Below are 14,824 nucleotides of genomic sequence, written 5' to 3'. Positions count from 1 at the left end.
ATGAAATTTATAAGAATGACGTTAAATAAATGGGAAAAGTGGTGGAAATTTGTCATTCTCCTGCTTTTACTAATTATGACGTTCACATATGCCATGTTCCAGGGAGGGTTTGTCAGCTGGTTCCTTTTTTATAGTTTTCTTCCGTTCGCCTTGTATGCTCTAATGATTTTTGTCTATCCATTAAGTGATTTTACAGTAGAGCGGGTCTTAGGTGATCAGGAATTAACGGCCGGTGACCCAGTAGTTATGAAAATTATTATTAAAAGGAATATGCCGGTGCCGATTGCCTACCTGCTCATTCATGAACTATTACCGGAAAGGCTGGAAATCCTACTCGGAAGGGAAAAAATCAGTTCTATCGTTTTTCCGGGATTCAGAAAAAGAATAGAATTGTCCTATAACATTAAGAGTATGCCAAGAGGAGAGCATACCTTTAATAAGCTTGAAATAAGAACAGGAGATATTCTCGGGTTAATTGAGAAGAGTAGAATGATAGATTCCGATAAAAAAATCCTTGTACTTCCTGCAACGGTTCCTTTGCCATTAAGACAGGTTCTCGGTGATTATGAACAAGGCAAGCGCACAAATTCCTATAAAATCAGAAATGAAACAGCGATGGTTTCTGGTATTCGAGATTATGCTCCGGGTGATCGTATGACCGTCATTGACTGGAAATCAAGTGCAAGGGGCGTCGGGCTCAAAACTAAAAACTTTGAAGAAAAACACAGCAGTGACTTCTTTCTTTTAATAAATTGTGAGAGTGACCACTCTGTTTTTGAAGAAATGGTGACCTTTAGTGCATCAATCGCTGAAATTGGTTTGACTAAGGGGATGAAATTGGGTCTCTGGGCTGGTGGAGGTGGACTGGATAACCTATTAGAAGTAAAGGAAGGAAAAGGATATGTTCATAAAGCCTTGAATTTTATGGCTAAAATAAAAGCTTCGCCAAAAATTGATGTAAGTTCCCCAAGATTTTATACACCTCAGACAAGATTTATACCGCCAAATGCATCTCTTATTGTTGTTACTTCTGTTTTACATTTACCATTCGTAAAAGCATATACCAACCTTGCTGGAGGAATCCATTCCTTGTATATTCTATTTTTCTGTGAATCTTCCCATGTACTCAATAAGGCTGAACAAGAGGCCTATACCTTTGGAATAAATCATGGAGCGAAAATGTCTATTATTCGAAATCGAGAGGATTGGGGAGTTTTTGAAGAGAGGGGCGGCAGATGAAAATGAAAACGAATAACCTGCATCCCGGTATACGTCTTCTGTTATTCCTGTTTGCTTTTATTATGCTAATAGAGTGGATGAGACCAGTTGGAGAAGTGACAAACACAAGCCAAATTAAGTATTTTATTATTTTTGCAGCCGTTTCATTGGTGATGTATGCATTCAGAGTGTCCTGGAAAATCATGACTCCTGCTTTATCCGTTTATATAGGTATGAGTCTTTATCTGATTTTTTATCGTCCTGAATTCTATTTGACAGAAGACAGTTGGATACGCGCTTTCTTCATCGATATAAAAGAGGGATTGTTCTCTGTATTTTCAACAGATTGGCAAGGGTTAAGTCCTGAATTCAGAACGTTTCTTTTCTTCATTTTAATATGGATGTTTACCTATTTAATTCATTATTGGGTACAAGTGAAACAGCGATTGTTCCTGTTTTTGTTTATGACATTTATCTATGTAACAGTTCTAGATACCTTTACAACCTATGATAGTGATCAAGCAATTGTACGAGTAGTCGTTATTGGATTTGCTATCCTTGGCATGCTCGCATTAGTACGTTTGCTAATCGGGGAGAACATCCACTATACGAATCGAACTGCTATCCGTTGGCTTATTCCTTTATCTAGCATGATTGCATTTGCGGTAGTCATTGGTTTTTTTGCTCCAAAGCCACAGGCGATATGGCCTGATCCTATTTCCTTCATTAAATCAACCTCAGAGAAATTTGGATCTACTCAAAAAAGGATAGGGTATGACAAGGATGACAGCAAATTAGGCGGAGATTTTATTGGCGATGATGGGGTAGTGTTTCGGGCTTCCTCATCTGTCCGTACGTATTGGAAAATTGAAAATAAAAACGTTTATACGGGTAAAGGATGGGAAACTGGTGCAGATTATGGCATGGGTCAAACGATATTAGAATCAGAACCAGCTATGCTATACGATTACAGGGGGGAAACTACGAATACATTGTCAACGGCTGAACTGGAATTTGAGATAGACCATGGCCATATTCCTTATCCAAGCCCTATGGCTATTGAGCAAATTTATAATCTGAATCCTGAGGATGAATCAGTTTTTTCTAGTTTATTGTATTCAGGTGACTCCTCTGAGATTACCCCGATATATGAGGACGATACGAATAAAAACGAATTAAAAAAGGTGGGCGTGCAATTTAGAAGCCCCACCTATTATCTGGATGTACTCCAACAGGATGAAATAAATGATTTGTATGAAATGGAAATGGATTTACTACTAAGACAATCGATGGGTATACCTGATTATGTTCCGGAGCGTGTCTCAAGCTTAGCAATAGAGCTTGCAGAAAAGACGGGATCCAACAGTATGTATGACCAAGTCAAAGCAATTGAGGATTATTTGAAAGGTGAAAAATTTACTTATAGTAAAGAAGATGTTCCATACCCTGAGGAAAGCCAGGATTATGTAGACCAGTTTTTATTTGAAACACAAATAGGCTATTGTGATAACTTTTCAAGTGCCATGGTTGTAATGGTCCGCTCTCTTGGAATCCCGGCGCGTTGGGTAAAGGGATATACAGCAGGTGATTTAGTGTATGACCAGGAGCTGGGTGAGTCTCGGTATGTGATTACAAATAACAATGCGCACTCATGGCCTGAAGTTTATTTTCCCAGCGTAGGATGGGTTCCTTTTGAACCAACGAAGGGCTTTAGTTCTGAAGTACGGTTTACAGCTTCTCAGGAGGTCAGCAATGACCAGGAGGAAACGCAGGTTACGCCAGAAACGAATCAACCAGAAAATAAGGAGCCAGAAAAGCCGGTCGAAACAAAGGATACAGCTTCCCAGTTTACGTTCGGAACAATCAAAGGTAAAATAGCGGAACATTGGAAGAAAGCTCTAGTGGTGATTTTGGTATTAGGTGGAGCTGTTGCTTTATTATATAGAATCAGAGGAAAATGGATGCCGCACATTTGGGTGTTTTATTATAAGAGGCTTATGAAAAAGCCGAATTATTCAAATGCCTATATGCAATTGCTTCGAGAATTAAATCGGTATGGAATAAAAAGAAAGCCTGGACAGACCCTGAGAGAGTATGCGATTTACGTGGATCGTTTCTTCGGATCATCAGATATGAATAGGCTAACGCATGCATATGAAAAACACATTTATTCTGGAGAAAAAACTGAAATGGATTGGCGAAATTTTCAAGAACAATGGGAGAAGATGATTTTAAGAACTATTGCTTGACCACACTTTTCTCTCAAGTTACAATTATGGCGGTTAATAAAAAGCAATCTACCCTTCATATAATTTCGAAAATAAGGTTCGGAAGTTCCTACCAAATCACCGAAAAATGATTTGACTATGGAGGAATTATATAAATGTTAACTAGAACTCTGAATGGTAAATAGGGATTCTAGTTTTTCTTTATTCGAATGAATAATCCTAAATTGTGGAATAGCTAGTACATAAAGGATAAGGATTCTAATAGGTTGATACCTGGTATTTCTTTATAAGCATATGGGGAAGAGAGATAAATATCTCTTTGGATGAAGTTGCTCAATTAACCGAAAATATCAGACGAGGTGAAAGTGATGATAGAAACAACTGATCTCCCGATTCAAGAAATGATTGTCGTTCTTGATTTTGGAAGTCAATATAATCAATTAATCACAAGGAGAATTCGTGAATTTGGAGTTTATAGTGAACTTCATCCCCATACAATTACGGTGGAAGAAATTCAGAAGCTAAATCCAAAGGGAATTATTTTCTCCGGCGGACCAAACAGCGTGTATGATGCTACAGCTTTTACATGTGATGAGCGGATTTTTGATATGGGCATTCCAGTTATGGGAATTTGCTATGGTATGCAGCTAATGACTCAGCATTTTGGCGGAAAAGTGGAACGTGCAAGCAAACGCGAATATGGAAAAGCCGAAATTAAGCTGAATCATGAAAGTTTATTATTTAATGGGCTCCCTACTGAACAAACGGTATGGATGAGTCATGGTGACCATGTTGTTACAGCTCCTGAGGGCTTCCAAGTTGATGCGACGAATCCATCATGCCCAATCGCGGCAATGAGTGATCACAGCCGTCAATTATATGCTGTACAATTCCATCCAGAAGTAAGGCATTCTGTATATGGTAACGACCTGTTGAAAAACTTCGTATTTGGAGCATGTAAATGTAAAGGCGATTGGTCCATGGCTAATTTCATTGAAATGGAAATGGATAAAATCCGCAAAACCGTTGGAGACAAACAAGTACTATGTGCATTGAGCGGCGGAGTAGACTCCTCTGTTGTAGCGGTATTGATTCATAAAGCCATCGGTGATCAATTGACATGTATCTTCGTGGATCACGGTTTACTTAGAAAAGGCGAAGCGGAAGGTGTCATGAAAACATTCCGTGAAGGCTTCAATATGAATGTAATTAAAGTCGATGCTAAAGAGCGATTCATGAAGAAGTTAGCTGGAGTTAGTGACCCAGAGCAAAAACGTAAGATCATTGGAAATGAATTTATTTACGTATTTGATGATGAAGCGACCAAGCTTGAAGGAATTGATTATCTCGCTCAAGGTACGCTTTATACTGATATCATTGAAAGTGGAACGGCTACTGCGCAAACCATTAAATCTCACCATAATGTAGGTGGATTACCGGAAGATATGCAATTCCAACTTATCGAGCCTTTAAATACACTCTTCAAGGATGAAGTGCGTGCACTTGGTTCAGAGCTGGGTATTCCGGATGAAATCGTTTGGAGACAGCCTTTCCCAGGACCTGGTTTAGGAATCCGTGTATTGGGAGAAATAACGGAAGACAAACTGGAAATCGTAAGGGAATCAGACGCGATTCTTCGTGAAGAAATTAAAAATGCCGGTCTTGATCGTGATATTTGGCAATACTTCACTGTCCTTCCTGATATCCGCAGTGTAGGTGTGATGGGGGATGCCCGCACATATGATTACACAATAGGAATCCGTGCGGTAACATCTATTGATGGAATGACATCTGACTGGGCAAGAATCCCATGGGATGTACTTGAAAAAATATCTGTGCGAATTGTCAATGAAGTAAATCATATTAACCGTGTTGTGTATGACATCACGTCCAAGCCACCTGCGACGATTGAGTGGGAATAGAATTGGAAATCGATAGAACCATTGAAAACACTGAGTTTTTGAAGTGGTTTTAGGCTGGGCTGATTGATAGAAAATTGATAGCAGATATATAAACGAGACGAAAAGGTCTATCTGAATAAATCATTTCAGGTAGACCTTTTTTTCGTGGTTTCTAAAAAGATATTCAAAAACAATGAAAATAGGTTGCCCGAATACACTTTCCATTACGAGATCTTATCAGAGCTCCTCGTAAACATGAGCTTTTAGCTCTTGCAACCGGAGCCCGTGTAGAACCACGAAGCAGAAAAAATTACCTATCGATTTGCACATCTGTTTCCAGGTAGAAAAAGCAATTATAAGTGTTCGAGAAAAAGATAATGAAGCTATGAGCGATTTTGAGAGAAAGCAGGAAAGTGAAATGAGTTGGTAGATTGTGGGGATTATATTAAAATAACTTTGAATAGTCGTTACAATGTATGCAATAGTTTCCACTGAAGAGGTAAATTAGAATTGTGGGAGAGTTATTATGACAACAAAATTATTCATTCAAGCACTAACTAAATTTTTATTGGGGGTTGTTTTAGTTGGTCTATTGATATTCTTACCTGCGGGTACTTTATTATTTGCGTATGGTTGGTTATTTATGGGGATTTTATTTGTGCCAATGTTCCTTGCAGGAATTGTGATGATGTTCAAAAACCCAGAACTGTTAAAAAAGCGACTCAATGTAAAAGAGAAGCAAGATGAACAATGTCTTGTGGTAAAGCTTAGCGGACTTATGTTTTTAGCAGGTTTTATTGTTGCGGGATTAGGTTTTCGTTTTGATTGGTACACCTTACCAAAGAGTGTTGTAATTTGTGCTGCGGTGGTATTTCTTGTAGCATATATTCTTTATGCAGAGGTACTCAGGGAGAATACATATCTTAGTCGTACTATTGAGGTACAGGAAAATCAGAAAGTTATCGATACGGGGCTATACGGTATTGTCAGACATCCAATGTATAGTGTGACATTACTTTTGTTTTTGTCGATGCCGATTGTGTTAGGTTCAATATATTCGTTTTTTATTTTTCTTGTATATCCCTTTATAATTGCCAAAAGGATTAAAAATGAAGAAAAACTTCTTGAAAAAGAACTCGATGGTTATCGTGAGTATAAGCAAAAAGTCAAATATCGCTTGATACCGTTTATTTGGTAATAGTAAAGCAAATTCCATTTTGTGAAGGATCAATTATTGGATATATAACACTAGGAGGATATCTATGAAAATTACTGAAGGATTTATGCCATATTTAGATTTTAAAACGTATTACCGCATCGTTGGAGAAAATACCGGTAATAAAAAACCACTCATTTTACTTCATGGCGGACCAGGCTCCACTCACAACTATTTTGAAGTACTCGATCAATTTGTTGAGGAAGATGGACGCCAATTAATTATGTACGATCAAATCGGTTGTGGGGAATCTTATGTAGAAAATCGCCCTAACCTCTGGAACGCAGAAGTTTGGACAGAAGAACTCATTGCACTTCGCAAGCACCTTGGCTTAGAAGAATGCCATCTTCTGGGTCAATCATGGGGAGGCATGCTTCTTTTGAATTATGTTTGCAATTACAAACCAAACGGAATCAAAAGCATCATCCTTTCTAGCACTCTTCCAGCTTCTTGGATGTGGGGAGAAGAACAGCAACGTATGATTAAATTCATGCCAAAAGATATGCAAGAAGCCATTGCCATTGCAACAAGCACTGGTAACTACGATGCCCCAGCCTATTTGGCGGCAGAAGAAGAATACATGATTCGCCACGCTGGAGGACCTGTCACAGAAGATTCACCAGAATGTATGAAGCGTCCTAGAAAAATAGGAAATGAAGCATATGTAGTCGGTTGGGGACCAAATGAATTTACTCCACTCGGCACATTAAAAGATTATGATGTTACAGCGCAACTAAAAGACATTCAAGAGCCAGCACTTGTAATTAATGGAGGTAGTGATCTTTGCACTCCTTACATCGCAAAATATATGTATGACCATATTCCAAACTCTCGTTGGGAACTCTTCCGCGACTGCAGACATTCATGTTTCGTAGAAGACACAGAAAAATACATCGCTCTTTTAAAGGAATGGCTCAATGCAAACGAATAAAACTTTCAGGTTATAAGTGAGATAGATTCTATTTTTCATTTTTAGTTCTGTAGTTATAGCCACAACGTTGGATGGAGCAGAGTTGATTTGTATTTTCATCAGCTTGCCCGCATATAAGAATAAAAATAAAATGTGACTCTCTTTTTTACCTGAGATTTGGGTGGGAAAGGGGATCTTTTTTTATGTCAAAAATAAGTCTAAAGGGATAATTAAAACCAACCACTTTTGGTAAGAGATGGTTGATGAATATATTGTAGTGCGATATACTTTATGTATCGAACCACGATATAGTAGATGTGAAATAGAGCTATAAATTGGAGGAAGTATGGAAGAGCGGATTAAAAGAATTTACATACCTATGACAGAAACAGGGTTTTATATACTATTTTGCATGCAGGAAGAAATGCATGGTTACAACATTGCTAAAAAGGTGAAGGAAATGACAGGCGGCGAGATAATAATCAGTCCGGGAACTATGTATGGGAGCCTGTCAAAAATGGAGAAAGACGGGTTAATTATGTTTGTTCGTGAAGAAAATAAAAGGAAGTTCTATATGATCACTGAACTAGGCAAGCAAATTCTTAATATTGAAATAAGGCGTATTGAGAGACTATATCAAAATAGTAGAGGAGGGTTATATGATGGAAAATGATATGAAAAGAGAATTTCGCTGGTTTATGTTAACAGATTACGAGAAAGAAGAGACATTTTTGCGTGAGATGCATAATAAAGGGTATAAATTGGTGAAAGTTAAACTGCCAGGGTTTTATTATTTTGAATTATGTGAGCCAGAAGATGTAGTCTACAAATTGGATTTCAATCCGCAGACATCAGAAGACAAGCAAAGTTATTTGCAGATGTATGCAGATTATGGCTGGGAATATATGCAGGATATAAATGAATACAGCTATTTTAGAAAATCAGCAGGTAACACAGATGAAGGAGATACAAATATTTTCAGTGATGATCAATCAAAACTGGACATGCTAAAGCGGATTTTTATGAAAAAATTAGTACCTCTTCTGGGGATTTTTCTATTATTTATAGTTTGTTCGGCCATGAGTATCGCTTTAGGCGGGATTGAGAGTTCATGGAATAGGGGATTTATTATATTTTGGTCTATTTTGTTTTTAATATATTTGGTGATTTTTGTGTATTGCGGAAGAGGATTTTATAAACTGAGAAAGAATTACTCACATAGGGTAGAGTAGCCTGTAGTATAGGTGGAAGGCGACCTATCTTTATTTTTCCTATTTTGTATAAGTCCTTGTTTTGATTGACCGAGCATATAGGGCTTTTTGTTAATTCTTCCAAGGTCGAAAAGTCCTTATTCCATTATGAAGTAGGTTATAAATCCAAAATAAGAGGATAGCCAACTGGTTATCCCCTTATTTTTTGTATGGTTTGATATTTTGTTCTCTGAAATCTTCTATTTTTCTTGGTACGTTTGTGACACCGCTAAAGTTGTTGTAAAAATCCTCCCAATCTTTACCCTCTAAACGATAATATCGTTCCATTGTATCTATATACAGAAACAACGCCTGTTCAGCAATAATATCAGGGATTTCATATTCTACAGGCTGTTTGGTATCTAATCTTTTACATAATAAATTTTGTAGATTCTTTGCATACTCTAATTGTTCTTTATCTATTTTCACATTTATAAAATTTTGGGTATCCATAGTTATTTCCTCAGTTTATCAAAATCTTTGGTGAATATGTCAGTGTATTCAAAGTGCGTCCATTTCTTAATTCACATTTAGTAAAGTATAAAACCAGTATTTCTGCATTAATATCATAGAGTTGAAAGGCTAGCTTGGTGAATATGCTAATCTGAATATTCAAATACCATTATGATTATACTTTAATATCTGCTGAATTCAACAACAATATTTAGGCTTCTGGTTGTAATATATACCAAATGTGTAGGCTTTAATGGTTACTTACAACATAATCTATAAAATGGAAAGGATGTTATTTGTGTAGATCATGAATGGAAATGAGTATAAATCCTGAAAGGTATGGTAATGTTTCTAGGACTGACTACACCAATCTAGCATCAGGAGAAAATACGAACAAATCCTTCTCAACCTCTAGATAATGTTCGCTTTATTATTGACCAAGTATCATTCTCTTGATACAATACAAAAGACCTAATAATTTAATAAATATATAAATTCGTATAATCATGGGAATATGGCCCATAAGTTTCTACCGAGCTACCGTTAATAGCTTGACTACGGATATGAATGATACTGCCTATTTATAGGTTATTCTTTGTATTTGAGTCAGCCTCGAACGGATTCGTTCGAGGTTTTTTGGTTATCCGGAACTTATACGAAAGCGTATGAAAAGAAGGAGAGGAAGTAGGTTGAAAAAGTACTTTCAGTTTGACGAACTTGGCACCAATTACAAACGAGAGATTATTGGCGGGATTACAACTTTTCTGGCAATGGCGTATATTTTAGTTGTTAATCCATTGCAATTATCTTTGGCAGATGTACCAGACCTTCCGGATTCAATGAGAATGGATCATGGTGCTGTATTCGTTGCTACTGCACTTGCTGCTGCAGTTGGTTCAATTTTTATGGGGCTAATTGCAAAGTATCCGATTGCGCTTGCTCCGGGTATGGGGCTGAATGCTTTCTTCGCTTATACAGTAATTCTAACGTTTGGTATTCCTTGGCAAACAGCTTTAGCAGGCGTTTTAGCTTCCGGTTTTATTTTTGCTATATTAACGTTGACTGGATTAAGAGAGACCATTATTAATGCGATTCCTGCAGAATTAAAATATGCTGTTGGTGCAGGTATTGGGTTGTTTATTACCTTTGTTGGTATGAAAAATGCAGGAATTATCGTCAATAATGATGCTACTCTTATTGGAATCGGTGATTTCACGGATGGAAATACATTATTGGCAATCGTAGGCTTATTAATTACAGTTATCTTTTTAGTTAAAGGCGTTAAAGGTGGCATTTTCTATGGAATGATTATTACTGCCATCATTGGGATGTTAGCAAACCTTATTGAGATTCCTGACAGTATATTCGGTGCAATTCCAAGTGTGGCTCCTACTTTTGGTGTTGCGATTGAACCGTATTTCAATCCAATTCAATCAGATTTATTCACTATCCAATTTCTGGTTGTTGTACTGACATTCTTATTTATCGATTTTTTCGATACAGCCGGTACACTAATGGCGGTTGCCAACCAGGCAGGATTAACCAAAGATAATAAATTGCCAAGAGCAGGCAAGGCTTTATTTGCAGACTCCCTGGCAACGATGACAGGGGCATTGTTTGGGACATCTACAACGACATCATACATTGAATCAACAGCAGGTGTCGCAGCAGGGGCTAGAACTGGATTCGCAGCAGTTGTAACTGGACTGTTGTTCCTATTATCACTATTCTTATATCCGCTTTTATCTGTTATTACATCACCGGTTACAGCACCGGCCTTGATTATTGTCGGGGTGTTAATGTGCTCCTCACTCGGTGATATCAATTGGTCAAAATTAGAAATTGCAGTGCCTGCATTTCTTACAATCATCATGATGCCATTATCCGGAAGCATTGCGGCTGGGATTGCCTGTGGATTTATCTTCTATCCAATTACGATGATTGTGGCTGGACGTATTAAAGAGATCCACCCAATCATGTATGGAATGTTTGTTATATTTGTTTGTTACTTTATTTTCCTTTCATAAATATGTTCTCTAAAGGCTGCCGGCTGAGTTCGGCAGCTATTTTTTTATGGATAGGAAACATGTTTGCAATCCCATCTTTGGATAGGGCCTCCATAATATTCATGTTTTCTTGGTATTTGAGTGCCTTTTGGGCATATTAACAAGTAATTATTCAGATTGGTTATGGATAGCAGAAAATAATCAGTCGCTTTTATTTTGTTAATAAGTCTAAGGAGGACGTACTATGTTCAAGAAAGTATTCGGTGTCCTGCAGAAAATTGGGAAAGCTTTAATGCTTCCCGTCGCTATATTACCTGCGGCTGGGATTCTTTTAGCTCTTGGAAATGCCATTCATAATCCGAATCTGTTGGACCTAATGCCATTTTTAGATGCTGGGTGGATTCAAAAGGTTGCAACTGTGATGGAGGATTCTGGTCAAATTGTCTTTAGCAATCTTTCATTATTATTTGCGGTAGGTGTAGCAGTTGGACTTGCTGGAGGGGAAGGGGTCGCCGGCCTGGCTGCTATCATTGGTTATCTAATTATGAATGTGACCATGGGGGTTGTTTTGAATGTGACGGCTGACATGGCTGCCAATGATCCATCCTATGCTAATGTTTTAGGCATTAACACTTTGCAAACCGGAGTATTTGGGGGGATTATTGTTGGACTGCTGGCAGCTTATATGTATAATCGGTTTTTCCGAATTGAGTTACCCTCCTATTTAGGCTTTTTCGCGGGTAAGCGATTTGTCCCTATTATTACAGCTGCTTCCGCATTGATTCTAGGTCTATTAATGACACTGATATGGCCGCCAATTCAACACGGATTAAATACATTATCTCAAAATATGATAGATACAAACTTAACATTAGCGGCATTTATATTTGGGGTGATTGAACGATCGCTTATTCCATTTGGTCTTCATCACATATTCTATTCACCATTTTGGTATGAATTTGGACAGTACACAAATAAAGCTGGAGAAATTGTTCGTGGTGATCAGGCAATCTTTTTTGCGCAGATTAAAGATGGGGTTAAATTGACAGCAGGTACTTTTATGACAGGGAAATATCCGTTTATGATGTTTGGATTACCTGCAGCTGCTTTGGCCATTTATCAAGAAGCGAAGCCTGAGAAAAAAACATTGGTAGCCGGGATCATGGGATCAGCAGCCCTAACTTCCTTCTTAACAGGTATTACAGAACCAATGGAATTTTCGTTTTTGTTCGTTGCGCCTGTTCTTTTTGGAATCCATGCTATTTTTGCAGGTCTCTCCTTTATGACTATGCAACTGTTGAACGTCAAAATAGGGATGACCTTTTCCGGTGGAGTTATAGATTTTATTTTATTTGGGATAGTACCAAATCGAACAGCCTGGTGGCTTGTTATTCCGGTCGGCTTGGTAATCGCAGTCATTTATTATTTCGGTTTCAGATTTGCAATCCGTACTTGGAATCTTCGAACGCCGGGAAGGGAAGATGAAGATGATGAAAGTGCTCAGGGTAAGGGTGGTTCAGTCGATGAGCTTCCGTATGATATTCTTGAGGCAATGGGGAAAAAAGAAAATATAGCACATTTAGATGCTTGTATTACCCGTTTGCGTGTTGAGGTTAACGATATTGCGAAAGTTGATAAAGATAAACTGAAAGCACTCGGAGCTGCTGGTGTGCTAGAGGTGGGGAACAATATTCAGGCAATCTTTGGCCCGCGTTCCGAAACGATTAAATCTCAGATGAAGGATATAATGGCAGGGAATAAGCCGCGTCCTACCAAAGCAGCCTCGGATAATGTTGAAGCTGAGATACAACAACAAATAGAAGAGGTAAATCCGGATGCGTTAAAAACAGATTTCTCAAAGGGAGAATTCGCTGCACCACTTGAGGGTCAGCTGATTCCGATTTCGGAGGTTCCTGACCAAGTGTTCGCTGAGAAAATGATGGGTGATGGATTTGCGATGATCCCAAGTGAAGGAATCGTTGCTTCTCCGGTTGATGGAGAGATTATAAGTATTTTCCCGACTAAACATGCTCTTGCTATAAAATCTGACAGTGGTCATGAACTATTAATTCATGTTGGCATTGATACGGTAAAGTTGAATGGTAAAGGATTTGAAACAAAGGTTAAAGATGGCGATAAGATTACGCAGGGCCAGATATTAATGGAATTTGATTTAAATTTCATTAAGTCAAATGCGACATCCATTATTACACCGATTGTTTTTACAAACCTGCTGGCAGGAGAAGGAATTAAGTTGGTTAAACAAGGCAAAGTAAAATTAGGAGAAGTACACATAGTTGATATCATGTAAATAATAACTCGCAACTCTATCTATACTGGAAAGGGTTGCGAGCTTTTCATTAATATATATGAAAGAAAAGAATGTTTAATAAGAGATGTTCTTTTGAGGACTCTTAATATTTTCTCATAGTATCTTGGAGTTGGTAACGAAATTCAACAATCTCCGACGCTTATTATGAGAACGTTCAACCTGAAATGAATATATTCTAGGTTTGGCGAAGACGGTAGTTATTGGTGCAAAGAATCAGCAGCAAATTGGAGAATTAGTCCTTAGGAATTAAGGGGTATTGTTAAACGACGATATGGGTGACTTGTTTCAATTATTGCGTACCAGATCAAGCTTTCTCTGGAAGAACAACGGGAGCCTATTTTTGCAATAGCTTCTATAGATTAAGTATTTGCTTCGCTGTTGAATGGCAAATAATTAAGGTATTCCCGATTGTATGCTGTTAGACAATGGGATAAATCTTGATTCACGTAGGGAGCGTTAAGTTGAAACTTAGCGATCAAGGTTAGAAGTTATTATATAGAAGGAAAAGCGTATATGAAGGAGTCATCTTTGAATATAGATGAGAACTGATGGTATTCGACAATAGTATTAATATACTATAAAAATTAATAACAAAATCGTCTTGTTGTTAATCTAGCACAATGAAATTGAATGTCTGAGTATTTTTATTTTAATTTAATGGTTGACGTATGCTTTAATAGCGTGCTACTATAAGTAAGCACCAGACAGGAACGAAACAATATCAAAAAAATGTTGACTTTCGAAAATGTAGGTGCTATGATAATAAAGTTGCTTTTGCAACGCGAACCAAATGAAAGATTGTTAGTTAAATACATTAAAAGAAACGCTTGACAACAACAAGTTATCTTGATATAATGTAAGAGTCGCTAACACGACAGATTGTTCTTTGAAAACTAAACAAAACGAAACGCCAAGCAAGTCTAAAAACAAGAGATTTTTAAAATCTCGTCAATTTGCTTTAAAATTTAGCTAGATCAAACATCTTTCGGAGAGTTTGATCCTGGCTCAGGACGAACGCTGGCGGCGTGCCTAATACATGCAAGTCGAGCGAATCTGAGGGAGCTTGCTCCCAACGATTAGCGGCGGACGGGTGAGTAACACGTGGGCAACCTGCCCCTAAGATTGGGATAACTCCGGGAAACCGGTGCTAATACCGAATAGTTTCTAACACCTCATGATGTTGGAAGGAAAGTTGGCTTCGGCTAACACTTAGGGATGGGCCCGCGGCGCATTAGCTAGTTGGTGAGGTAACGGCTCACCAAGGCAACGATGCGTAGCCGACCTGAGAGGGTGATCGGCCACACTGGGAC

The 14,824-nt window shown here is 38.0% G+C and carries 10 protein-coding genes, 1 rRNA gene and 2 riboswitches; of the genes, 10 read left to right on the top strand and 1 reads right to left on the bottom strand.

Translation table 11 applies throughout. The features are described 5' to 3' along the window. From AC4G3N_RS17410 to AC4G3N_RS17380, 7 genes are all read left to right on the top strand, one after another. On the top strand, positions 1–1,239 hold the full coding sequence (locus AC4G3N_RS17410) for a DUF58 domain-containing protein (protein WP_066109816.1): 1,239 nt from the start codon (positions 1–3) through the stop codon (positions 1,237–1,239). Next, positions 1,236–3,467: a DUF4129 domain-containing transglutaminase family protein gene (locus AC4G3N_RS17405; protein WP_491090821.1), complete on the top strand. Its 2,232-nt coding sequence runs from the start codon at positions 1,236–1,238 to the stop codon at positions 3,465–3,467. The genes AC4G3N_RS17410 and AC4G3N_RS17405 overlap by 4 nt, the downstream gene beginning before the upstream one ends. A gap of 35 nt (positions 3,468–3,502) precedes the next feature. Beyond that, positions 3,503–3,605: riboswitch (purine riboswitch) on the top strand. 209 nt (positions 3,606–3,814) lie between these two features. Next, on the top strand, positions 3,815–5,368 hold the full coding sequence (guaA, locus tag AC4G3N_RS17400) for a glutamine-hydrolyzing GMP synthase (RefSeq protein ID WP_066109814.1): 1,554 nt from the start codon (positions 3,815–3,817) through the stop codon (positions 5,366–5,368). A 505-nt stretch (positions 5,369–5,873) separates the two neighbouring features. Then, positions 5,874–6,545, top strand: coding sequence for a methyltransferase family protein (locus AC4G3N_RS17395; protein WP_140462281.1), 672 nt, complete (start codon positions 5,874–5,876; stop codon positions 6,543–6,545). 64 nt (positions 6,546–6,609) lie between these two features. Beyond that, positions 6,610–7,494: a proline iminopeptidase gene (gene pepI / locus AC4G3N_RS17390; protein WP_066109808.1), complete on the top strand. Its 885-nt coding sequence runs from the start codon at positions 6,610–6,612 to the stop codon at positions 7,492–7,494. A gap of 325 nt (positions 7,495–7,819) precedes the next feature. Continuing rightward, positions 7,820–8,146, top strand: coding sequence for a PadR family transcriptional regulator (locus tag AC4G3N_RS17385; protein ID WP_066109805.1), 327 nt, complete (start codon positions 7,820–7,822; stop codon positions 8,144–8,146). Then, positions 8,133–8,705, top strand: a complete 573-nt coding sequence (locus AC4G3N_RS17380; RefSeq protein ID WP_077248197.1) for a DUF2812 domain-containing protein — start codon at positions 8,133–8,135, stop codon at positions 8,703–8,705. The genes AC4G3N_RS17385 and AC4G3N_RS17380 overlap by 14 nt, the downstream gene beginning before the upstream one ends. A 177-nt stretch (positions 8,706–8,882) precedes the next feature. Here the strand turns inward: AC4G3N_RS17380 and AC4G3N_RS17375 are convergent, their stop codons facing one another. Next, positions 8,883–9,176 (bottom strand): hypothetical protein, encoded by a 294-nt coding sequence (locus AC4G3N_RS17375; protein ID WP_066109798.1) that lies wholly within the window; start codon positions 9,174–9,176, stop codon positions 8,883–8,885. Positions 9,177–9,652: 476 nt separating this feature from the next. Continuing rightward, positions 9,653–9,754: riboswitch (purine riboswitch) on the top strand. Between the two features lie 111 nt (positions 9,755–9,865). Between AC4G3N_RS17375 and AC4G3N_RS17370 the strand changes: the two genes are divergently transcribed. The 3 genes from AC4G3N_RS17370 to AC4G3N_RS17360 form a co-directional block, all read left to right on the top strand. Further along, positions 9,866–11,203 (top strand): NCS2 family permease, encoded by a 1,338-nt coding sequence (locus AC4G3N_RS17370; protein WP_066109795.1) that lies wholly within the window; start codon positions 9,866–9,868, stop codon positions 11,201–11,203. Between the two features lie 223 nt (positions 11,204–11,426). Further along, positions 11,427–13,493, top strand: a complete 2,067-nt coding sequence (gene ptsG / locus AC4G3N_RS17365) for a glucose-specific PTS transporter subunit IIBC (protein WP_491090817.1) — start codon at positions 11,427–11,429, stop codon at positions 13,491–13,493. A 1,003-nt stretch (positions 13,494–14,496) separates the two neighbouring features. After that, positions 14,497–14,824, top strand: a 16S ribosomal RNA gene (locus tag AC4G3N_RS17360); the annotation flags it as partial.

Source organism: Bacillus sp. z50 (assembly GCF_058313585.1).
The sequence above is the reverse complement of the archived record's forward strand: the minus strand, read 5'-3'. Positions and strand labels throughout refer to the sequence as shown.

Bases quoted from the DNA above. Each gene is read 5' to 3' on its own strand.
- AC4G3N_RS17410 (WP_066109816.1), top strand. From the start codon at position 1: ATGAAATTTATAAGAATGACGTTAAATAAATGGGAAAAGTGGTGGAAA.
- AC4G3N_RS17405 (WP_491090821.1), top strand. From the start codon at position 1,236: ATGAAAATGAAAACGAATAACCTGCATCCCGGTATACGTCTTCTGTTA.
- guaA (WP_066109814.1), top strand. From the start codon at position 3,815: ATGATAGAAACAACTGATCTCCCGATTCAAGAAATGATTGTCGTTCTT.
- AC4G3N_RS17395 (WP_140462281.1), top strand. From the start codon at position 5,874: ATGACAACAAAATTATTCATTCAAGCACTAACTAAATTTTTATTGGGG.
- pepI (WP_066109808.1), top strand. From the start codon at position 6,610: ATGAAAATTACTGAAGGATTTATGCCATATTTAGATTTTAAAACGTAT.
- AC4G3N_RS17385 (WP_066109805.1), top strand. From the start codon at position 7,820: ATGGAAGAGCGGATTAAAAGAATTTACATACCTATGACAGAAACAGGG.
- AC4G3N_RS17380 (WP_077248197.1), top strand. From the start codon at position 8,133: ATGATGGAAAATGATATGAAAAGAGAATTTCGCTGGTTTATGTTAACA.
- AC4G3N_RS17375 (WP_066109798.1), bottom strand. From the start codon at position 9,176: ATGGATACCCAAAATTTTATAAATGTGAAAATAGATAAAGAACAATTA.
- ptsG (WP_491090817.1), top strand. From the start codon at position 11,427: ATGTTCAAGAAAGTATTCGGTGTCCTGCAGAAAATTGGGAAAGCTTTA.